Source organism: Bacillus sp. TL12, from assembly GCF_022625245.1.
Classification (GTDB): domain Bacteria; phylum Bacillota; class Bacilli; order Bacillales; family Bacillaceae_G; genus Bacillus_A.
The window spans coordinates 29,091-52,167 of record NZ_JAJJBY010000015.1 but is presented as its reverse complement, the minus strand read 5'-3'; the positions used below and the strand labels follow the sequence as shown (position 1 = coordinate 52,167).

At 35.0% G+C, this 23,077-nt stretch carries 18 protein-coding genes; 2 read left to right on the top strand and 16 right to left on the bottom strand.

Going from position 1 to position 23,077, the window contains the following annotated elements; genetic code table 11:
- The first annotated feature begins 254 nt into the window (after positions 1-254).
- A complete protein-coding gene (locus LOK41_RS15610; RefSeq protein WP_241817371.1) occupies positions 255-803 on the top strand; it encodes a TVP38/TMEM64 family protein in 549 nt (182 codons plus the stop codon).
- Between the two features lie 49 nt (positions 804-852).
- Here the strand turns inward: LOK41_RS15610 and LOK41_RS15605 are convergent, their stop codons facing one another.
- The 3 genes from LOK41_RS15605 to LOK41_RS15595 all read right to left on the bottom strand — a co-directional run bounded on the left by LOK41_RS15605 (position 853) and on the right by LOK41_RS15595 (position 4,131).
- Positions 853-2,553 carry a M4 family metallopeptidase gene (locus LOK41_RS15605; protein WP_241817331.1) on the bottom strand — a complete coding sequence of 567 codons (1,701 nt, stop codon included), beginning with the start codon at positions 2,551-2,553 and terminating at the stop codon, positions 853-855.
- Between the two features lie 179 nt (positions 2,554-2,732).
- On the bottom strand, positions 2,733-2,861 hold the full coding sequence (locus LOK41_RS15600) for an NprX family peptide pheromone (protein WP_241817330.1): 129 nt from the start codon (positions 2,859-2,861) through the stop codon (positions 2,733-2,735).
- A gap of 1 nt (position 2,862) precedes the next feature.
- Positions 2,863-4,131: a tetratricopeptide repeat protein gene (locus LOK41_RS15595; protein WP_241817329.1), complete on the bottom strand. Its 1,269-nt coding sequence runs from the start codon at positions 4,129-4,131 to the stop codon at positions 2,863-2,865.
- A 312-nt stretch (positions 4,132-4,443) separates the two neighbouring features.
- Here LOK41_RS15595 and LOK41_RS15590 point away from each other — a divergent pair, with 312 nt between their 5' ends.
- A complete protein-coding gene (locus LOK41_RS15590) occupies positions 4,444-5,907 on the top strand; it encodes a nicotinate phosphoribosyltransferase (RefSeq protein ID WP_241817328.1) in 1,464 nt (487 codons plus the stop codon).
- Between the two features lie 488 nt (positions 5,908-6,395).
- On the opposite strand, the gene LOK41_RS15585 is transcribed toward LOK41_RS15590, so the two are convergent.
- The 13 genes from LOK41_RS15585 to LOK41_RS15525 form a co-directional block, all read right to left on the bottom strand.
- Complete coding sequence (locus tag LOK41_RS15585) at positions 6,396-8,762, bottom strand: heavy metal translocating P-type ATPase (protein WP_241817327.1); 2,367 nt, start codon at positions 8,760-8,762, stop codon at positions 6,396-6,398.
- A gap of 22 nt (positions 8,763-8,784) precedes the next feature.
- The gene (locus tag LOK41_RS15580; RefSeq protein WP_174100336.1) at positions 8,785-9,162 is read right to left on the bottom strand and encodes an ArsR/SmtB family transcription factor; all 378 of its coding nucleotides are present in this window, start codon (positions 9,160-9,162) and stop codon (positions 8,785-8,787) included.
- Between the two features lie 277 nt (positions 9,163-9,439).
- Positions 9,440-10,855, bottom strand: a complete 1,416-nt coding sequence (locus LOK41_RS15575; protein ID WP_174100337.1) for an amino acid permease — start codon at positions 10,853-10,855, stop codon at positions 9,440-9,442.
- Positions 10,856-10,959: 104 nt separating this feature from the next.
- Positions 10,960-12,093: an alanine dehydrogenase gene (ald, locus tag LOK41_RS15570; protein ID WP_241817326.1), complete on the bottom strand. Its 1,134-nt coding sequence runs from the start codon at positions 12,091-12,093 to the stop codon at positions 10,960-10,962.
- Positions 12,094-12,927: 834 nt separating this feature from the next.
- Positions 12,928-14,028 carry an ABC transporter ATP-binding protein gene (locus LOK41_RS15565; RefSeq protein ID WP_174100339.1) on the bottom strand — a complete coding sequence of 367 codons (1,101 nt, stop codon included), beginning with the start codon at positions 14,026-14,028 and terminating at the stop codon, positions 12,928-12,930.
- A 68-nt stretch (positions 14,029-14,096) separates the two neighbouring features.
- On the bottom strand, positions 14,097-14,804 hold the full coding sequence (locus tag LOK41_RS15560; protein ID WP_241817325.1) for an HAD family hydrolase: 708 nt from the start codon (positions 14,802-14,804) through the stop codon (positions 14,097-14,099).
- Complete coding sequence (locus LOK41_RS15555) at positions 14,797-16,224, bottom strand: CehA/McbA family metallohydrolase (protein WP_241817324.1); 1,428 nt, start codon at positions 16,222-16,224, stop codon at positions 14,797-14,799. Before LOK41_RS15555 ends, LOK41_RS15560 begins: the two co-directional genes overlap by 8 nt.
- Positions 16,225-16,325: 101 nt before the next feature.
- Positions 16,326-17,687 carry an ABC transporter substrate-binding protein gene (locus LOK41_RS15550; protein ID WP_241817323.1) on the bottom strand — a complete coding sequence of 454 codons (1,362 nt, stop codon included), beginning with the start codon at positions 17,685-17,687 and terminating at the stop codon, positions 16,326-16,328.
- Positions 17,688-17,711: 24 nt separating this feature from the next.
- Entirely contained in the window at positions 17,712-18,539 is an 828-nt protein-coding gene (locus LOK41_RS15545; RefSeq protein WP_241817322.1) for a carbohydrate ABC transporter permease, read from the bottom strand.
- Position 18,540: 1 nt separating this feature from the next.
- Positions 18,541-19,407 (bottom strand): carbohydrate ABC transporter permease, encoded by an 867-nt coding sequence (locus tag LOK41_RS15540; RefSeq protein WP_241817321.1) that lies wholly within the window; start codon positions 19,405-19,407, stop codon positions 18,541-18,543.
- Between the two features lie 176 nt (positions 19,408-19,583).
- On the bottom strand, positions 19,584-20,372 hold the full coding sequence (locus tag LOK41_RS15535) for a DeoR/GlpR family DNA-binding transcription regulator (protein ID WP_241817320.1): 789 nt from the start codon (positions 20,370-20,372) through the stop codon (positions 19,584-19,586).
- Positions 20,373-20,572: 200 nt separating this feature from the next.
- Positions 20,573-22,444 carry a glycerophosphoryl diester phosphodiesterase membrane domain-containing protein gene (locus LOK41_RS15530; protein WP_241817319.1) on the bottom strand — a complete coding sequence of 624 codons (1,872 nt, stop codon included), beginning with the start codon at positions 22,442-22,444 and terminating at the stop codon, positions 20,573-20,575.
- Between the two features lie 147 nt (positions 22,445-22,591).
- Positions 22,592-23,074 (bottom strand): helical membrane plugin domain-containing protein, encoded by a 483-nt coding sequence (locus tag LOK41_RS15525; protein ID WP_174100347.1) that lies wholly within the window; start codon positions 23,072-23,074, stop codon positions 22,592-22,594.
- Positions 23,075-23,077: the final 3 nt, after the last annotated feature.

The following is a 23,077-nucleotide window of genomic DNA, read 5'->3' as shown; positions in this document are numbered from 1 at the left end:
CCCAATTTTTACATACCATATACCCATAAAGGGTATAAAAGTTCATTTTCATCAATAGATGTAAATTTACTCCATATTTTCTCCGTTCTCCACGAATTAAACTTTTACATGTCCTCATTTTTACTGCACTTTGAAGTTAGCATGTTACTGCCCGTTAATGCGGGATAAAAGCATTCATTTTAAGCAAAAATCTACGCTTGCCTATATTGATTAAATATGGTGTAATGCTAAAAAAGACAAAGGACTATAACGATATGCAAGAACTGATTCGTGATGTACTCACAGAACATTACACGCTAGCGATTCCACTCAGTATTTTATTTAATATCATCATCAGCTTGGCAGGATTTATTCCAAGCATCTTTTTAACAGCTATCAATATACAACTTTTCGGTTTAACAGATGGAACAATCATTTCGATCGCAGGCGAGGCATTAGGGGCCATTATTTCTTTTTATTTCTATCGATTAGGTCTTCAGAAATTCGCACAAAACAAGATAAATCATTATCCAAATGTCGAACGGCTCCTTTATGTTCAAGGAAAAGAAGCTTTTTTACTCGTTTTATCATTCCGTTTCATTCCCTTTATCCCATCAAGTATTGTTACTTTATTCGCAGCTTTAGGGAAAATGTCCCTACTCTCTTTCAGTATTGCCAGTACACTAGGAAAAATCCCATCGTTACTTATTGAAGTGTATTCGGCATATCACGTTATGAATGGAACAAGTGAAGCAAAGTGGATTATAACCATCGCAGGTTGTATCGGGTTATTGTACCTATGGAGAAAGTGGAAGAAAAAATAAAACAGGGAGCATTCGCTCCCTGTTTTATTTTTTATATAATGAAGAAATCTTATTTTACACCAACCGCATCATACGATTGTTTCACCGCTGTAACCTCAGCAGAACTTGCACCATATAAATCCGCTGCAGCTTGTACTAAACCAGCACGAGCTTGGCTAAATGTAGTAGATTCAGTGAAGTATTGTGTATTTGCACGATAATAGATTGCTCCTACTTTATCTTTACCAATACCGTTCACTGTTACACCATAATGTGTACCACCATTTGCTAGTAAATACGCTGCTTTATTAATAATACCGCTGTTCGTATGAACACCGCCATTATCACTTGAACCAGTATAACGTTTAGAATAGTGATCTGGATCACCATATTTCGCCGGATTACTCATAGAACGAAGGGCATCCCCTGCTTGACCAGGCGTATAAATATCTTCTCCTACTTCCCAATCCGGATTACGATTATCATAGTACTCTACTAAAGTACCAAAAACATCAGAAATCGCTTCATTTAATGCTCCTGACTCATTTTGATAAATAAGATTTGAGCTATATTCTGTAACAGCATGTGTTAATTCATGCCCAATTACATCTAATCCACCGGATAAGGCAGTAAATGTATAACCATCTCCGTCTCCATATACCATTTGCGAGCCATTCCAGAATGCATTATTATATCCACTACTGTAATGAACCGTTGATTTTAATGGTGCTCCAGCATCATTAAATGAATTACGGTTAAATGTGTTTTTATAATAATCATATGTTTTACCTGCATAATAATGAGCATCTACTGCTGCTGCATCACGGCTTGCATTGAAAACGTTATCTGTATCTGCCCATAATGTGCCTGGTAATGTAGTCCGGTTCTTCGCATCATATGTGAAAATCTGCGCTCCCCGCGTATTATCTTGTAAATAATAAGAAGATCCAGATAACGTCGTATTAATAGATTTTGTATCTCCTAATACCCCTTTACCTGTCCCAACTTTATTTGTTCCTGTTACAGGTTTTATAACTGCTTTTCCCTCTTGCTTTACAGCTTCTTTATTAAGCGGTGATTTATCTTCACCTGTTACGTGATCAATTGTGTTGTATTTATTTAACACTTTACCGCTATCTGCTTCAATGAAATAATAATAGTTTCCTGGTTTTGGCTCTAAAAAGTTTAATTTCACAACATATGCATAAGTTGCGTCATCACCGTTTTGATATACATATAAATCTGCTGATGGCTCTACCTCATACTTTGGTGTTAATCCTAGATCTTGCTGTGCAATTTCAATTGCTTTTTTACCTTCAATCTTATTTTTATTTTTTAACTTTTCTTTTTTGTCTAGATCAGGTACAACTGTTCCAGATAATACTTTCAGTGAACCGTCTTTACTAACATGAGCAAGTTGAGTAGACCCCCATACCGGTGTACCTTCATACATTTGTTGCATACGTACCACTGTTGCATTCGTTACAGAATCTTTTTTCACTTGTTTCACTTTGAATGAATCTTCTGCACTCTTTTCCCCTAACTTATACTCTCCTTTTGCTGCATTTAAATAATCAAATACAACAGATTCTGCTTTCTTTCCAGTTGCTCCCGTTAAATCACCAGATATAAATTCAGGTGACTGTACTGCTTCATTGTACTTTTTCGTAGAGAGTACATTCTTAGAATCTGCAAATACAGAACTTGTCCCTCCAAGCGTTGTAACTGCCATTCCTGCCGCTAATACAAATGCTAAACTCTTCTTTTTCATATAACCTTCCCCCTAATAAAAATTTTTTTTGAAAAAGAGTAGTTTTATATTAGCATTAGATTTCCACTATTAATATACTAAAAATTCAAATAATTCATTTCTCAAGTTTTGTAGAATTTTGGAGAACAAATATTGAGAAAGGCCCTTTCCGTTTTGGAAAGGGCCTTTCTTGGTATTTCTTATACGTTTACTGTTTCTGCTGTGTTCTTTTCTTGACCATACATATCTGGTACTGAACCATATTGAGGCCCAAATACTGCCGCCAAAATTCCCATAACTGCAAATGCACTAATAATTCGTTTTTTCATATTAATATCCTCCTTCTTCTGATAGAGCAAGCGCTAATTTATAATAACGATTGCTTTCTTGAAATTCTAATAACCCTTCAAAGTATTCCGCTAGTTCTAAGTAGACTTTTTTCAAATGTTTTACATTTTCTTCAGTCTTAAAGAACGGTACCGCTTCCGTCTCTAAAAACCTCTTATATGCATCTTTTTTTTCAAAGTATTTATATTTAAGAATCAATAATAAGTGCAACTTACTTTTATATTTTTCATCTTTTATTGCAACTCTAATGCCTTTTTCAATCCAATCTCTAGCTTCTTCAAACTCTTCCAATTGAACACACTGTAGAGAAATCTCATATATAGCGTCAATATAATTTAAATCTTCTTCCTTTTTGTACTGTAAACCTTTTAAATAATATTCTTTTGCCTCAGCGTAATTATGTTGGCAATAATGCAGAAGTCCTATATTATTTAAAACAATTGCTATAATTGTCTCTTTATCAGCAAAAGAATTTGCTTCTCTTAAAATATTATTATAAATCTTCATAGCTTCACTATACTGTTTTTTACGTATATAGCTAAAAGCAATGAGAAGCTGACAATTTATTACGTTTCGGAATTTATATTCATTACGAAATCCTTCTAATGCCACATTAGCAAAATATAATGCCATATGTTCAATTTCTAAATGACGATATACAAGTGCTAAATTATAATAAATTCCAGTCTCATAATATCCTTGTTCTTTTGCCATTAACTCTGTTTGGGTTAAATATTCAAGCGAATCCTTATATCTATGCTTCATGAAATACATTAACGCCCTACTATACGTATACAGCAACTTCTGAAACGGAGAATACTTCTTATACATCTTCTTTAATTTCTCTAGTTCTTCTTCAAGCGCAGGAAGATCTCTTTTCATAATTAAATAACGCGTGTATAACAAATTATAATAATTTATAATTTCAAAATCTAAAACATGCTTCATTTCAGCTTGCAACTCATTGTATATACGTTCTACCTGTTGCTTGTCCAAATGAACCAACGCATTTAACCATTCATCTAACTTCGCTTTCACTTCTTCTTCTACATCTCTCAAATCTGAAACAGCAATCTCTAGCCTCGCACAGAGCAACTGCAAAATTTCTTCCGATGCTTCTATCTTTCCATTTTCAATCTTACTTAAATATGAGACGGAACAAATGCCCTGACATAATTCTTCTTGTGTCATTTTTTGCTGTAATCGCTTATAAAAAACTTGTTTGCCAATTTTCTCTAGTGTTTGTTGCATTGCCCTCCTCCATTCTCATTTACCCTCACTACTTTAATAATACATAAAAATCAGGAAAATATAAATTAATAAATGTAAATTTTCTAAAGAATTTTTCATTTACTATTTTCATCCTGCTTTCAACAGTTAATTTTTATGTTAGAAAAGACTTTTGAACTACTTTATCTTTAAATTTTATCCGTTCAGTAATCATTATTTATCTTTCTAATATAACAAATGAGAGAACACTTTCTTTTTATTAAGATCTTCTCATTTGGCATAAACTAGTAAAAATTGTTATACTATAACAAAATTACGGAGGTGTTTTTCGCAATGAATCATTATAAAGACGATAGTTACACCTTACATACAGATTTATATCAAATCAACATGGCTTATACATATTGGAAAGACGGTATTCATAAGCGCCGCTCTGTTTTTGATTTATACTTCCGGAAGCTCCCTTTTAAAAATGGTTATGCCATTTTTGCTGGCCTTGAGAAAATCATTGAATATATAGAGGATTTTCGTTTTACTGATAGTGATATCGCTTATTTAAAAGAACTGGAGTTTGAGGAGGAATTTCTGCATTATTTGCAAAGCATGAAGTTTACGGGAACAATTCGCAGTATGCAAGAAGGAGAGGTTGTTTTTAATAACGAACCATTATTGCGTGTTGACGCCCCTCTTGGTGAAGCTCAAATTATCGAAACTGCTTTGTTAAACATTGTGAATTACCAAACATTAATCGCTACAAAAGCCGCTCGTATGAAACATGCAGCAGACAATGATGAACTATTAGAATTTGGCACTCGTCGTGCTCACGAATTCGACGCTGCCCTTTGGGGTACACGCGCAGCCTTTATTGGTGGTTTTTCTTCTACTAGCAACGTCCGTGCTGGAAAACGATTTGGTATTCCTGTTGCTGGGACGCATGCTCATTCCTTTGTCCAAGCTTATCGTGATGAATATGTTGCATTTAAAAAATACGCCGAAACGCATAAGAAATGTGTTTTTCTCGTTGATACATATGATACGTTAAAATCCGGTGTACCAAATGCGATTCGCGTTGCTAAAGAATTCGGCGACCGCATTGATTTTTATGGTATTCGTCTTGATAGCGGTGATATGGCTTATTTATCAAAAGAGGCACGAAAACTACTTGACGCAGCTGGATTTACCAATACAAAAATTATCGCTTCTAGCGATTTAGATGAATATACAATTATGCATTTAAAATCCCAAGGAGCAAAAATTGATGTATGGGGCGTTGGAACAAAGCTCATCACTTCCTTTGAACAACCTGCATTAGGTGCTGTTTATAAATTAGTTGCGATTGAAGATGAGAATGAGACGCTAAACGATACAATCAAAATTTCTTCCAATCCTGAAAAGATTACAACACCTGGGTTAAAACGCGTATATCGCATTATTAATCGCGTCAACGGACACTCCGAAGGGGATTATATTGCGCTAGAAACTGAAGTGCCAGAGCAAGAGGAACGTTTGAAAATGTTCCATCCTGTCCATACATACATCAGTAAATTTGTCACAAATTTTGAAGCAAAAGAACTACATCATAATATTTTTGTAAAAGGTAAACGTACATATAAACTGCCTGAAATACAAAATATCCAGCGGTATGCACATGATAGTTTAAATGTATTCTGGGAAGAATATAAACGAACTCTTAATCCTGAAGAATACCCAGTCGATTTAAGCCAAGAATGCTGGGATCATAAAATGAATTATATTCAAACTGTGCGGAATCAAGTTTCAAATAATATTCAAAAATAAAAAGAGAAACAATTGTTATCAAGATCTAATTTTAAAAATGTAAAAAAATAAAAGACTCTAACATATTATATATGACTAATATGTTAGAGTCTTTTATTAGTAGTACAGTTCGAGTCGTGTTGATTTTTATACCAAGTAAAAAAACCTTTCTCGTAAATGAGAAAGGTTCTAATGCCCCCAAGATTGGAAGCTTGTTCGAATATTGATACCATGTAGAGTGGAAATGTTTGTACGTATAAGGCAAACTATACATATATATCTCATATAGCATATGCTAAACAAAACCATATGGTTTGGACATGTCGCGTGAACTTCCAATAAAGCGAAACTTTAATCAGTGAGGGTTTTCTTCATCCCCCACTGATCATTAACTCTCACCAATCGGGCTGTTACGAGCAAGTCATGCGGGATAAAACAAGTTTCCAAAGCTTTATTAATCATAAGATAACGCGTTTATTTTTCTGATAAAAAGGCTTAGTATAGTTTTTTTACAAGTCTTTCACTCGTAATACACGCATTGCATTCAATACCGCGATTAATGTAACACCTACATCTGAGAACACCGCTTCCCACATTGTTGCAATTCCAAATGCACCAAGTAATAAGACAAGTCCTTTTACACCAAGTGCAAAGATAATATTCTGCCATACAATATTGCGTGTACGTTTGGCAATTTTAACAGCCGTTGCAATTTTAGAAGGTTCATCTGTCATGATTACGATATCTGCTGCTTCAATCGCTGCATCAGACCCTAAACCGCCCATCGCAATCCCAACATCTGCTCTTGCTAATACCGGTGTATCATTAATACCATCACCAACGAATGCAACTTTTTCTTTTGCTTGTTTTGCAGCATCAATTTTTTCGATTTCTTCTACTTTTTGCTGCGGCAATAATTCAGCATGAACTTCATCTAAACCAAGCTCTTTACCAACAGCTTCTCCAACTAACTTTGCATCACCTGTTAGCATAACTGTTTTCTTAATACCAAGTTCTTTTAATTTTTGAATCGCTTGTTTTGAATCCTCTTTCACTTCATCTGAAATAACGATATATCCTGCATACGCACCATCTACAGCAACATGAACAAGTGTCCCTACTGTTTGCGGCTGCTGGAATGCAATATTTTCTTTTTTCATTAATTTTGCATTACCTGCGAAAATTTCTTTCCCTTGTACTTTTACAACTGTACCATGACCAGAAATTTCACTGTAATCTTCAATGATATTTTCATCAATTGCTTTTCCATATGCGCTTCGGATAGATTGTGCGATTGGATGATTTGAATATACTTCTGCAAATGCTGCATACTCTAGAAGCTCTTCTTTTGTCGTTGTTCCATTTGGCTCCATCTTTGTTACTTTGAAGACACCTTTTGTTAATGTTCCTGTTTTATCAAAGACGATATGTTTCACATCATTTAGCGCTTCTAAATAATTACTTCCTTTGATCAAGATACCACTCTTAGATGCTCCACCTATACCACCAAAAAATCCAAGCGGAATGGATACGACTAATGCACAAGGACAAGAAATAACAAGGAATACTAAAGCTCGATAAATCCACTCTGAGAATGTAGCACCTTCTAGAATAAAAGGTGGAATAAACGCTAATACTGCCGCTGTAATAACAACAACCGGAGTGTAGTAACGAGCAAATTTTGTAATAAAGTTTTCTGTTGGCGCTTTTCGGCTACTTGCATTTTGGACTAAATCTAAAATTTTAGATACAGTTGATTCACCAAACTCTTTCGTTACTTCAATTGTTAACACACCATTTTGGTTCACAAAACCACTTAATACATCATTCCCAATTTCTACTTCACGAGGTACAGATTCACCCGTTAATGCTGACGTGTCTACCATTGACGTTCCTTCAATTACTTTCCCATCTAATGGTACTTTCTCACCCGGTTTCACAATAATATAATCACCGATTTTTACTTCTTCTGGTGAAACTTGTTTTGTTTCGTTTCCAACTTTCACGTTCGCATAATCAGGACGGATATCCATTAACGAGGTAATTGATTTTCGAGAACGATTTACAGCGATACTTTGGAATAACTCACCTACTTGGTAAAAGAGCATAACAGCAACCGCTTCTGAATATTGTCCGATTGCAAATGCTCCAAGTGTAGCAATCGCCATTAAAAAGTTTTCATCAAATACTTGACCGCGTGTTATATTTCTCACAGCTCGCCAAACAATTTCTCCACCAATTAGTAAATATGCGATAACGAAAAGTGAAATAGTCATCATTTGTGGTAATCCTGCAAGTGCAGCAATTCCCGTTAAGACACCGCCAATCGCTAAGCGCCATATCATTTTCTTCACATTTCCTTCACCATAATCGTGGCTATGGCCATGATCATGTCCCGCTTTTTCTTCACGGACAACTTTTACATCTGGTTCTAACTTTTGAACAATATTTTTTATATCTTGCACCGTCGTTTCAAGCTCTTTTTTATTTGCCACTTCTATTTTTAATTTCTTCGATACAAAATCAACAGTCGCGTTTGAGACAGAAGGAAATTCCTTTACCTTTGTTTCAATCTTCATTGCACAATTTGCGCAATCTAATCCTTCTAATAGAAATACTTCTTTTGCAGTTTTTGTTTTTTGTTCTTCCTGTACTTTAATATGCGGTTCTAGTTTTGTGACAAGTTGTTTCACTTCAGTAACAACTTTATTTTCTCGATTTTTCTCTGTTTCTAAAACCATTGTCTTTGTTGCAAAATTCACAGAACAAGAGGACACACCTTCTAACCCGCTAACGCCTCTTTCAATTTTCATCGCACAATTCGCACAATCCAATCCTTCTAACACAAGTTTTCGTTTCACTAGTGCTTCCGCCATCTTTCTCCCTCCTTGTGCTTTTCTATTCTTCCTCGTTTACGTGTTCGAATGCTTGCTCAAAAATACCGATTACGTGATGGTCCGCCAATGAATAATAAACGACTTTTCCCTCTTTACGGTTTTTCACAAGTTTCGCTTGCTTTAATACACGAAGTTGATGAGAAATAGAGGATTGTGTCATACCGAGTAAATAAGCTAAATCGCATACGCACATTTCCGCTTCGAATAGAGCGTGTAAAATACGTGTACGCGTCCGATCACCTAATACCTTAAATAACTCCGCTACTTTACTTAAACTTTCATCATTTGGAATTGTTTGTTTTACTTGATCCACAACTTCTTCATGGATAATTGTTTGAGAACATGATTCTTGACATGCTTCCACTTTATTTTCAGCCATTATAGCTCACCTCTTTATTTGAACATATGAACAATCATTCATATATCTTATACCTTTATTATATGAGCGTCTATTCATATGTGTCAATAAAATCCGCAATGAATTTTCCGAACATTTCGTTCACATTTCAAAACACATCACTTATTCTCTGCATCCGCTATCTTCTTCATACAAAAAGGATGTACGAAAGTTTCCATCCTTTCGTACATCCTTTTATCAAAAGAAAAAGCCTTGCGCGCTCCCTAAACGCACAAGGCTTACAATTTATTATATCCCTTTAATTAGCTTCTTCTAAGCTATCTTGCGAACTTTCATCTTCTTTTAGATGACTATGCTTTTTCGAATAAACAAAGTATACGACTACTCCAATTGCTAACCAAGCACCGAAGTATATCCATGTCGTTAGTGGTAAGTTTACCATTAAGAATAGACAGCATACGATTGAAATAATCGGTAAAGTTGGTACAAGTGGTACCATAAATCCACGCTGTAACTTCGGATGTGTTTTACGAAGAATGATAACAGTTACACCAACCATTGCAAATGTTAATAACGCTCCAATATTCGCTAAATTTGACAATTCTTTTAAATCGATAAATCCGGCAATTAAAGCACTACCAATCCCTGTTAACCAAGTTGAAAATGTTGGTGCTTCTGTCTTTTGATTAATTTTCGCAAAAGATTTTGGCAATAAACCGTCACGACTCATTGCAAAGAATACACGTGTTGTTGCGTAAATATAAGCAAAAATTACAGCCATAATACCAATTACAGCTCCAATAGCAATTACACCAGCTACTTTATCTTGTCCGACAACTTCTAGTACATAAGCCATCGCTTCTGGTACATCTAATTCTTTATAAGAAACCATACCAGTCATAACAAGACAAACTGCAACGTAAATGATCGTACAAATAACTAACGAAGCAATGATACCAATCGGAAGATCACGCTGTGGGTTTTTTACTTCTTCTGCTGAAGTTGCTAATGCATCAAAACCTAGGAAAGCAAAGAATACTGCTGCTCCTCCAGCAAAGACTCCACTTAAACCGTACGGTGCGAACGGCACCCAGTTTTCTGGTTTTACGTAGAATACACCAACTGCAATAAATAAGACAACAATAACAATTTTAATTAATACCATTGCGTTATTGACACGCTTACTCTCTTTTGTACCACGTGATAACAACCATGTTAATACGAGCGTGATAATTACTGCTGGTAAATTCACAATACCACCTTGAGATGGAATCGTTAACAGCTCTTTTGGAATTTCTAATCCAAATCCACTTACCAAGTTATTGAAATAACCTGTCCATCCACCAGCTACTGCTGCTGTTGTTACAACGTATACTGATAATAATGTCCATCCCATTAAATGGGCTACAAACTCACCGATTGTTGCATAAGAGTATGTGTATACACTACCTGAAACAGGAAGTGTAGAAGCAACTTCGGCATAACATAATGCTGCAAATCCACAAACAATTGCTGCAATCATAAATGAAAAAATAACTGCTGGACCAGCATCTCTCGCTGCTACTAATCCAGTTAATACTAGAACTCCTGTACCGATTATCGCACCAATTCCTAGCATTGTTAGGTCGAATGCCCCTAAAGTTTTAGACAAAGTCTTACTTTTACTTTCCCCTAACAATTGCGTAACGGATTTCTTTTTAAATAGGTTGGCCACGATGTATGCCCCCTTTTACTAAGAAGAGCTAAGAGGTCTTCTCTCTTAGCTCTTATCATGTTGTATTAGATATTGTTCGATTTTTAGTTTGTATTATGCTTCAATTAGCAAGATACCGTTTCTGCTTCTAATAATTCTTTTGCACCTTTGTATTCTACACCGTGAGCTTCTGCAACTGCTTCGAATGTTACATAGCCATCTAATGTATTAATACCTTTTAATAATGCAGAGTTGCTTAGGCAAGCTTCTTTGTAGCCTTTGTTTGCAATTTGTACTGCATATGGCACTGTTACGTTTGTTAATGCAAGAGTTGATGTACGTGGAACCGCACCTGGCATGTTTGCAACTGCATAATGAACAACACCGTGTTTTTCGTAAGTTGGGTTATCATGAGTTGTAATGCGGTCAGTTGTTTCGAAAATACCACCTTGGTCAATTGCGATATCTACTACAACAGAACCTGGTTCCATTGATTGAATCATTTCTTCTGTTACAAGTTTTGGCGCTTTTGCACCTGGAATTAATACCGCACCGATTACAAGATCAGACTCTTTTACAGCTTCTGCAATATTGTATGGATTAGACATTAAAGTTTTCACTTGGTTACCGAAAATGTCATCTAATTGACGAAGACGTTCTGCACTTAAGTCGATGATTGTAACATCCGCACCTAGTCCAACTGCAATTTTAGCAGCATTTGTACCAGCTTGTCCACCACCGATGATTGTTACTTTACCGCGTTTTACCCCTGGAACACCTGCAAGTAAGATACCTTTACCGCCTTTGTTTTTCTCAAGGAATTGCGCACCAATTTGTGCTGCCATACGACCAGCTACTTCACTCATAGGTGCAAGTAATGGTAAAGAACGATTTTCTAATTGTACGGTTTCGTAAGCGATAGCTACAACTTTCTTTTCAATTAAAGCTTTTGTTAATTCTGGTTCTGGAGCTAAGTGTAAGTATGTGAATAAGATTAAACCTTCGCTGAAGTGCTTGTATTCGCTTTCAATTGGTTCCTTAACTTTCATTACCATATCCATGTTCCAAGCTTCTTCAGCTGTGTCAACGATTTTCGCACCTGCTTCAATATACTCAGCATCTGTAAAGCCAGATCCTAAACCCGCACCCTTTTGAATGAATACTTCATGATTGTTACGAACTAAATGCACAACACCAGCTGGTGTCATTGCCACACGGTTTTCGTTGTTTTTGATTTCTGTTGGTACCCCAATACGCATAATGAAATGCCCCCTTATAATTAACAGAAAAAAGGAATTCTTTTTTCTTTTTATAATAATTAATAACTTATGTCCTTATTCTAGCATAATTTCTAAATTATGAAAACGCTAACATACCAAATTTTAAAAGTTTTTATATTTAGAATAGTGTAAATATAGAGAACTTTACTTCACAAGGTTGTTTTATATTTTTTACTATCTATTCTTATTATAACCATGGAAACTACACATTCATCATTTATTATTTGACAATAATATAACAATGCGAGAAATTAACAAAGAGCGTATACATATACATCTTTTATCCCCTGTAATATTTTAGAAATATATTCTTTTTATATACATCCATTTTGTTTTCCAAGTATATAAGACACTATCACAACGAAGAGAACGTGGCCTGCACTCGTTTTCTCTCTCTGTTTTAACATGGCATGATGCAGGAAAAGGCTCTGTCCGTTTCTAGGCATGTTAGATGCTCTCATCCACCTAACAGAAATGGATTTCATGTCATTTTTTCAACTTGTATTTATATAAAATCAGTGGAGGTCTTACCGCCAGCAAATAGCGGGATAAAGTGAAACTTCAATCAGTGGGGAGTTTCTCCATCCTCCACTGATTGTTAGCCCTCACCAATTGGGCTTTTATGGGCTGTTTATCTCCCACCTAAACTTCTTCGCATTTTCTTAAATTTTGAGGTGGGAATATTACAGCCCGCAAATAGCGGGATAAAACAAACCTGGTGAAAAAGTCCAACAAAAAAGGCCTATCCCTGTTTTGGATAAGCCCAATGAAATTCATTCCATCAAAGTATCGCTGACTTAATAATCGAATAGTCTATAGAACAATTCGTTTTTCAGTTTCAGAATCAAAATAATGAACTTTGTCCATATTTAAAGCTAGATCCATCTCATGTTGACTATGCACATCAACTGAGGAGTTAACACGCGCAACAAAGGATTGACCATTGATATTAGAATAAAGATAGGTTTCTGATCCCATTAATTCTGCTACATCAATCGTTACCGTTACTTTTGCATCATAAGGTAAGGATGAAATTGCTTTTCCATAATAAAAATCTTCTGGGCGTATTCCTATGATGATTTCTTTATTAATATACCCTTTGTCTCGTAAGCTTTTCATCTTCTCTTCCGGAACTTCAATGCTCCATTTATCAATCATAACAGCACTTTCTGTTACTGTTCCTTTAAAAAAGTTCATTCCAGGAGATCCAATAAACCCTCCGACAAATACATTCTCTGGTTTATCATAGACTTCTTTAGGTGTACCAACTTGTTGGATGATACCATCCTTTAACACAACTAAGCGTGTCGCCATCGTCATCGCTTCTATTTGATCATGCGTGACATATACAGTTGTTGTTTGCAACTGCTGATGTAATTTTGTAATCTCAGCACGCATTTGAACGCGTAGTTTTGCATCTAAGTTTGACAACGGCTCGTCCATTAAGAACACTTTCGCATTCCGAACAATCGCTCGCCCTAAAGCAACACGCTGACGCTGTCCACCTGAAAGTGCTTTTGGCTTTCGGTCTAAATATTTCTCAAGACCAAGGATTTGTGCTGCATGTTTCACACGTTGATCAATTTCCGCTTTACTATATTTTCGTAGTTTTAAACCGAACGCCATATTATCATAAACACTCATATGTGGATAAAGAGCGTAGTTTTGAAAAACCATTGCTATATCTCGATCTTTCGGTGTAACATCATTCACACGCTTTCCATCAATATAAAAGTCTCCCTCAGAAATCTCCTCAAGTCCTGCAATCATACGTAATGTCGTCGACTTTCCACATCCTGAAGGTCCAACCAAAACGATAAATTCTCCATCATTCACTTCTAGATTAAAATCTTTTACGATTGTCATATCATGATCATATTTCTTATAAATATTTTTGAATGATAGCTGAGCCATAATTGCCTCCTATAATTTTAGCTATTTTTAAAGATACTGTTATCGACAATTTGAATCACACAATTGTTTTATAAAATTTGAGCAATATCCTTCATACTGTCTAAAATATAATCTGCTTCTCCTTCTAAATCTTCCTTCTTACTCGCACCTGACAGGACACCCACTACTTTAATGTTACTATTTCTTGCAAATTTAACGTCTGTTAATGTATCACCTACCATGAACACATCTTCTTCAGCCAGTGAAAATTTTTCTTTGAACATATGATAAAAATCACTCTCAGGTTTTGTTTTATTGACCCCATCATCTGCACCTAAAAAATCAACATAATCATATAATCCTGTCATTTTAAGTGAATGAATAGCTGCATCAACGTCATCCGCTGTAACAACTCCAATTACGTATTCATGGTCTTTTAAATATTTTAATGTTTCCTTTGCACCTTCCACTTCTGTAAATACGAGATCATCTGCTGTAGAATGTTTTTTAAATAATGCACATACATCATGAATAAAGTTCTCATTATTCACATTGTGATTTTCTAATAACGAAAACCATGCAGCTGCGATAAAGTAATTGGTTTGACAAGCTAGTAAACTGGTACTCTCAAAATCGTTATCACCCATACCAATAATCTTTAGGTATTCATTTCGTTTACTTGTTTCATCTGGATACATTTGAAATATATCATCTAGCACACAATGAACAATTTTGTACCAAACAGAGTCTAGCTGTATTAGTGTTCCATCTTTATCAAAAATAATTCCTTTATTCATCTTCTAGTCCCCCTAAAACTTCATACCATGTTTTAATATTCTTATGCGTAACGTTATTATGAATCGGATTTATAAACGCTACTAATTCATCATCTTCCCAACCCTCAACTCTTGCATATGCTCCTTCATTTAAATAAAAATCGAAGGTTACGTGGCTGCCAAAGTCTTTTTCAACAATTTTTCCATTCACAATCAATCTCCACTCGCAAGATTTATCTGTATGAATGTTGTAATGAACACTTCCTTTAGCCTCATCGCCAACATAAATCGGTTTCCCTTCATTTTGAATATCAATCTCTAGTTTTCTAAAGCGTGAGAAATAAATGCAGCCTCTTTCGATAGCACTCTTTAAATTTTGAATAGATAACCCATTACATAATACATATGTGCCAGGGTCACCATAAATCGACGGGTCTTTAGATCCTGGGAACGTTTTAGATGGATGTAAGTGCGAATCACTTCCTCCTATCCCCCATACTTTCAGACCATTTAGCCACATTTGATCGAAAAACTGTAAAGCTTCTAAAGTAGAAGGTTTGCTTTTTTTATAAGTCGGATCACACATAATTTCCATTGTATGAACATTTTCTAAGTTAATATCAATTTGGTTCGCCCAAGGCTTCATGAACGGATGATTCACGCTAATTAAGTAGCCTTTTTCATTCATAAGAGCAAATAAGTCATTCATGCTTTTAGCGTGAAACGATTCACCGAGACAATCTGTAAAATCAACGTATTCCTTCATACCAAATATATTGTAATGACCATACGGTGTTGTAAGTTCCATAGATGGTATGATTAATGTGCTTCCTTTTTGATAAGATGGCATGACAATGTTGTGTTCTGTTGCGTATAAAAAATCTAACTCTTGTTTTTCACATACGCTCATTGCCAGTTCGTCATCGATCTCGCCGTCTGTTAAATCTGTATGAACATGAAAATCTCCTTTATACCAACGATGCTCTTCATTCACTACTTTTTCAAAATTGTTTTCATGAATAAAGACATTTTCTTTACAAAAATGCTCTCGATTATACTCTCGTTCTAACTCGTCATTCACTGATATATTTACTGTGTAATCAACTTTTCTTCCAGTAAATTTTACTGCTTTATCTGCACAATGAGGAATATATACGACTTCTAATTCCCACTCACCAGGCGTTATTTCCCCTCCAACGCAGCCAGCTGAACAAAACTTTTGATCTTTGGCAACAACTAGTTTTTCGTCAACAATTGGTGTTTGATACTGTATACGTACATACCCTTTAGAGTCTCGTAAGATTAGTAAGAGCGGGATTTTCCGACCGACTCCTTGATCGATAGTTAATGTACAATTAAAAATATCAACTGAATCCATTAGAAAAGAGTGTTTATTTTTTACAAATGGAGAAAGAGTCAAGGTACCTTTCATTTCAATCATGATTCTCACACCTTTTTTACATTTTAATGATAGAATCTTAGAGGTACTTCTTTCGTTCAAAAGCACCTCTCGTTTCTCTTCAAAATAATACATGAACAGGTTTATTTCTTCTTTTTCAACACTTTATCTAATTCTTCTTGTGCAATTTTAGCTGCTTCATCTAGCGCTTTTTTAGCAGAAACCCCTTCGATTTCTACTTTATCCTTCGCTACATTTAACGCGTCATTGATTTTACCGCCTGTTGGATCCGTAAATGGTGCAACTCCATATTTATTCGCTTGCTCTAATGGAACTAATGCTTGCGGTTGTTTTTTCACAAATTCAGCATAAGGGCCATACTCTGTTACATTGTTACGAACAGGGATATATCCTGTTCCCATTGACCATTCAGCCGTTTTCTCAGTGCTTGTAGCAAATTTCATAAATTCATATGCACCTTTTGCTACTTCTGGATCAACATTTCTTGTTAATGTGAATAAATAACTTTCTAATTTTGGTGCTGGTTTATTATTACCCCAAGCTGGTTGTGGTGCCGCTCCAAATGTGTCAAGGCGTTCTTGCTCAGTCATTCCTTTACCTAACGATTTAAAAACAAATCCTTGGTCACCAGATGAGCCCGTATATCCTAACGTTCTACCTTCAACTAAATCAATGATTGTTTTATCCCAATATTCCCATCCAGTTCCACCTGAATGAATCTTCATAATTTTATCTTCATTAAGCCATGTACGGAATTTTTCCCATACTGTAACCCAAGTATCATCATTGATTAATACTTTTGTTCCATCTTCACTTAAAACACTTCCACCAGCACTGCGAACTGCGTCAATTAAGTTTGACGTACCCCACATTGGCATCCAACCTGCATATGTGACATTTCCATTTGCGTCACGTTTTGCTAATTTTTCCGCTACTTTTTCTACACCTTCCCATGTCTTTAAATCGTCAGGTGTAAAGCCATTTTCCGCTAACACTTTTTTATTGTAATAAAAGACTTGAGTGGTACCGTAAAAAGGAATACCATATAATTTTCCGTCAATGGTTGCTTGATCCATAAAACCTTTTCCATACTCTTCTTTTTTAAAATTATTATCGTTTTTAACATACTCATCCATAGGTACAATTAATTTTTTCTTCGCATATTCTTGAATGACGTCTGAACCTAACAATGCAACTGCCTCTTGGTTATTCGCTGCAAATCCACTTTGAAGCTTTTGATAAGACTCATCGTAGTTACCTGCTTTTGTTGTCTTCACTACATACTTGTCTTGACTTTTATTGTATTCCTCTACAATCTTATCTACTTGGTCTGCAAGTGAACCACCTACGCCATTAATAAACGGAACAACAATCTTATCCCCTTCTTTACTTGCTTTGACAGTATTTCCTTTTCCGCCTGAACAGCCTGCAAGCGCACCAACAAATAATGACAAAATCGTTAAAAGCATTAATAATTTTCTCATCCCGAATTTCCCCTTTATATTTAGTTAGCCTTTTATTCCTGAATCAGTAACACCTGAAAGGAACCATTTTTGTAAAACTAAAAATACGATTAAGAGCGGCACTGTAGCGATTGTACTTGCAACCATAATGTGCGACCAATCTCGGCCTAAGGAACTATTAATGAAATAATCAGCAATTCCGTTCGTAATTAATTTTTGGCTGCCATCATTCAATATAAGAGCTGGCCAAATATAATTATTGTAATTCCCAATAAATGTAACTAAACCTAGTGTTACAAATGATGATTTCGTCATTGGAAAAATAATCTTCCAAAGAATACGCCAATCACTTGCTCCATCAATTTTGGCTGCTTCTACGGTTTCATAACCAACCTTGTGGAATGACTGTTTTAAGTAGAAAATACCGAATACACTAACAGCCATAGTAATAACATATCCAAAATGCGAATTAAGTAAGCCCATTTTCCCTAGCATCACATATACCGGAACATACGATACAGCTCCAGGAATCATGTACGTTGCCATGACAATACTAAATGTGAAATTCTTCCCTTTGAACTTATAAAATGCCAACATATAAGCAAAGAGCGCAGATGAAACAAGTACATATATAGTGATAAGGAAAGAGGTATAAAAACTATTAAATATATACGTGCCAAACGGAAGAGTGTCTAATACTTGACGATAATTCTCCCAGTGAAATTGTGTAGGCCAAAAACCTCCTTGTAATACTTCACTGGATGTTTTAAACGAACCAAGTACCATCCATATGAACGGAAAGACAAACAAGATACTTGATAAAGCCAAAAAGATATGCTTTAGAATTAATGGTGTCTTTTTCTTATCATTCATCTTAATAGTTCACCCACTTGTCACCTATTATCTTGTTTATAACGGATAGTAGGATTGTAATGATTAATATAATAAATGCGATTGCCGTTGCAGATCCCATATCAAACTGTTCAAACGCTTGTTGGAAGAATAAATAAAGTAACGTTCGTGTCGAACCACTCGGTCCACCTTGTGTTAAAATTTTAATTTGATCATAAGCCTGCACTGAAGTAATTATATTGACAACAACTAAAAAGAAAGTTGTTGGTGAAACCATCGGTAATGTTACATTTCGAAATTTCTGCCATGAACTTGCTCCATCAATACTAGCAGCTTCATACAAGTTATCTGGTACTTTCTCTAGTGCACCGATATAGAAAAGCATCGTCCATCCAACTAGTTTCCATACCGTTACAATGATGACCGCTAGCATCGCTGTATCACTACTCTTCAGCCAGTCCAAACCCGGAATCCCGAAAAATTCTAGCATCTTATTGATTGCTCCATATTGAGGTTCATATAGAAGTGACCATACAATCGATACAGCTACCGTTGGCGTTACCCAAGGTGAAAAAATCAATAATTGATAAATTGCAGAGCCTCTGAATTTGTTTCGGAAGAACAACGCAAAACCCAAACCTAACGCAATCGTTGGAACGACTGTCCCAATTCCGAAATAAAGAGTATTTAACAATGCCTGTATAAAAGAATCCTGTGTAAACAAATTAATATAGTTATCTAAACCAACAAAATTAAAGTCACTAGTCATGAAATCCCAGTCTGTAAAACTAATACCTAAACTAAATAAATTCGGAATGATCCAAAATAATATTAGAGGTATTCCAACCGGTAATAAAAAGAACACAGCTTTTGATAATTTTATTTGCATTCTTGTCACCTCCTAATTCATATTGTACGAGCACATTATTAACACAATGTTGTTATTATGTTAATGAATTGTAAATTCAACATATTAACAACAAAAAGCAACATATAAACAAAAAACAATAAAAAAAAGACCATTTCTCATCTCACTAAGAAATAGTCTACTTTAATATTTTCTTTCTATACTATTATCACTTCAATCCCTTTACTTATTAGGACATTTTGCCATACTTCATCGAGTTTAGCATTTGTATATAATGCATCTATATCATCAAAATCTCCGCTTTTATAAAACTTTGTTAAATTAAATTTCGACTCATCTACCATCATCACAACTTGTTTTGCATTTTTCTTTAACTGCTGAAAAACTTGCGCGTCTTCGATATATGAACATGTCAGTTCTTTTTCTAAAGAAATTCCATCACACGAAGCAAATAATTTATTGACAGTGAAGTGGTCAAGATAGTTTAGCATCATGTCTCCAGACAGTGCTAATGAATTAGAATTTAGCATTCCACCAAAGACTATTAATTTACAATCAAATGAATCATACTGTTCTTTAAGCTCAATAATTTTATTAACAGCTGGTATCGAATTCGTTAGGATCGTCAAATTCTTTTTATCATGTATAAAATCCAAAACTTGCATCGTAGTCGTCCCAATTTCAATTGCGATAATATCATTATCTTCTACCAATTTACTTGCTTCCATTGCAATGTTTCGTTTTTCTTCAATATTCTCAGATCGACGTTTATCAAAATAAAATTCAATAGTATGATCTTTTTTCTTAATCGCACCACCGTGTATTTTCGTAAGCTTACCTTCCTTGTGCATCATATCTAAATCTCTTCGAATTGTTTCTGTCGTAACATTTAACACCTTAGCTAAATCATTTACCATCACTCGATTGTATTTTTCTAACTCACCCAATATGTATTTTCTTCGTTCAAATTGTGTATAGGATTTCATTTCATTAACACCTCTTCGTATTACACAAAATATACTACTCTTAAAAATCCTTATAAAGACTAGAAAAACACCTTTAAAAGACACCATTTCTAGCAGTATGAAACCATTTTTTTCTATTCTGCTTCTCTTAAAGTATAGTGTAACTAATCAATAATTTCATCTAAAAGGCAAATTATATAGAAAAAAACAGCCGCCGATATTTAACCGGCAGCTGGATAACTTATAAATAACTTTGAAAACAAATCTTCCGTCGTTTCTGTAATCTTATCAAACACATCTGTTTCACTTTCTTCTTGCTCTTGCATCATCTTGATCGTTTCTTTTACATCCACAGGGTAGTCTGTAATAATTCCATCTACATTGAGTTTATAATACTTCCTTAAATTCTCCATATCATTTACAGTCCATACATAGATTGGTTTATTTAATTTTCTTGCTGATTTTACTAAGCGTTTGTTTAACATATGTTCTTCTGCTACATAGAAATCGGCTTGTACATATTTTAAGTTAGCCCTACTTGCATATAATATATATCCTACTTTTATATCCGGATTTGCACGCTTAAACTCTTTAATAAGCGGATAATGCAACGTTTGAATCACACATTGTTTTTCAAAATCATTATCCTTTATTGTTTTTAATACTTTCTTTACAAAATCCTTTTCATTTCCGTGTAATTTCACTTCGATATTGAGCTTGATCTTATTTTTGGCAAGCTTGATCATCTCATCCAATGTACTAATTTGTCCGGTATGTCCATCTTGTTGTAGATTAAGCTTTCTCAATTCTTCCATTGTTAAATCTGACACTTGTACATTCGCATTTGCAAGACGCTTCAGCTTTAAATCGTGTATCACTGCCAATTCACCATCTTTTGTTTGTAATACATCAATTTCAGCATAGTCTGCTTTCGCATCAATTGCACCTTGCAATGCTTCTTTCGTATTCTCTACTCCTTTAGAAACATACCCACGATGCGCCATAATAATCGGCTCTTTATATGAATTCGTAATAAACGTCACAATAAAAGCAACAACCATGCCAACTGTGAAAACACCGACAATATATACACCAATAAACTTCAAGCGATGTTTTTTAAAGAAACATTTATCTGCTTTTGTTTTAGAATAGTCTAAACCTTCTTCTAACAATACATCTTCAACTGGGACCTTTTGTAAGTAAAGTCTGGTCAATGCCATGATATAAAACGGAGTCATAATAAAGCTAAATAAATACAATGTACTTGTTAAAAATACAGATAGGGTAGACTCTGCTAATAGCGCAAATGTCCCTTCTGGATTCGTAAATTCATACACACCCCATAGAACCAATAAGTACATTCCCATTAATAAAACAAATACAATTCCGATCGAGATAAAAAATCCAATTAAAAAGAACAAGACTTTAAAAAAGTTTTCTTTTACTAAATTTGCACTTTTACGTGCAGCTATGCGGAATGGTTTTTCTTCTAAAACAATGATAGGTAAAACGAAGATCCATCGAAGATTCAAGTATGCAACCACAGCAAAGAACGTGTAATAACCTACTTGTCCCATTGTTGTTTTAAACAATTCACCTGTAATAAAATTTGGAATTTGAATTTCTGGGATTAGCGCAGATTTATATCCCAAATTTAACAGAGGTAACAATACAACGGCATACAAGATAAACCCTGGCAAACAATATGTAAAAAGAGAAGGTAAATACGTTACCGTCTTATACAAAATTGGGCGTAACTTTACTTTTTGCCTTTTATGTGCAAAGTACGAAATAATAATAAGCACCGCGAACTCCGTAAAAATAAGAAAAAGTGCCAATAGCGATAAAATTAATATAGCTGCGATGCCATATGGAGTTTTCAAAAAAGCAAGTAATTCATCATTTGTCGCATTTGCATAGCCGCCCCAATACAACAACTTATTAAAAATCATACCGAATAGGGGTATAAACACAATAGCCGCTACTAATTTATATGCGAGTTGAAATGATAATACATTCCAAAAAGCGAATCGTACCGTTTGAAAGGAATGTTTCATGACCCCTGGTATAGATAGTCTTTTACGATGTAGCATAAATTCCTCCGTATTCTAAATACTATATTTGAGATGGATTCCATATTCCATTTCATATCCATCTTTTCTATAATAGTATATTTCACTTTACATGAACACTCTTATACAAAAAGAGTGATGGGTACTTCCCCATCACTCTTTCGTTCTTTATTTTTTCTCTAATCCTTGTCCAAACGCTTTTAAAAAGCTAAATCCAAAAGTAATGGCTCTGTTAATATCCGGGTCTTTCAGCACTTTAAAAAAGTCCATTACTTTTGTTTTCTTTCCTTTGTTCAATTCATCTGTTGCAAACTGTAATCCTGTAACTAAACTAGATGTAATCTGTTTTGTCATTTCTGGGTCGACTGAAGACAAAGCCTCTCCTGCCCCCATCATATTATTTAATGCATTTTTTACTGGTTCACGGTTTAATTGCTCGACAGCGATTTTAGAAACATCTTCTTTCGCAGCAAGTAGACTGATTGCTGCATCTAAAATACCCGCTTGCTGCAATCCTGCTAACAACTGCATCGTCTCTTCTACCGCCTCACGATTCTCTGCTAATTGTGTTAACAGTTCATCTGATAACTGTTGTTTCTTTTCTTCTTCTGTAACTACCTTTTTCTGAATCAAAGTAATCTCTTTTGCCACTTT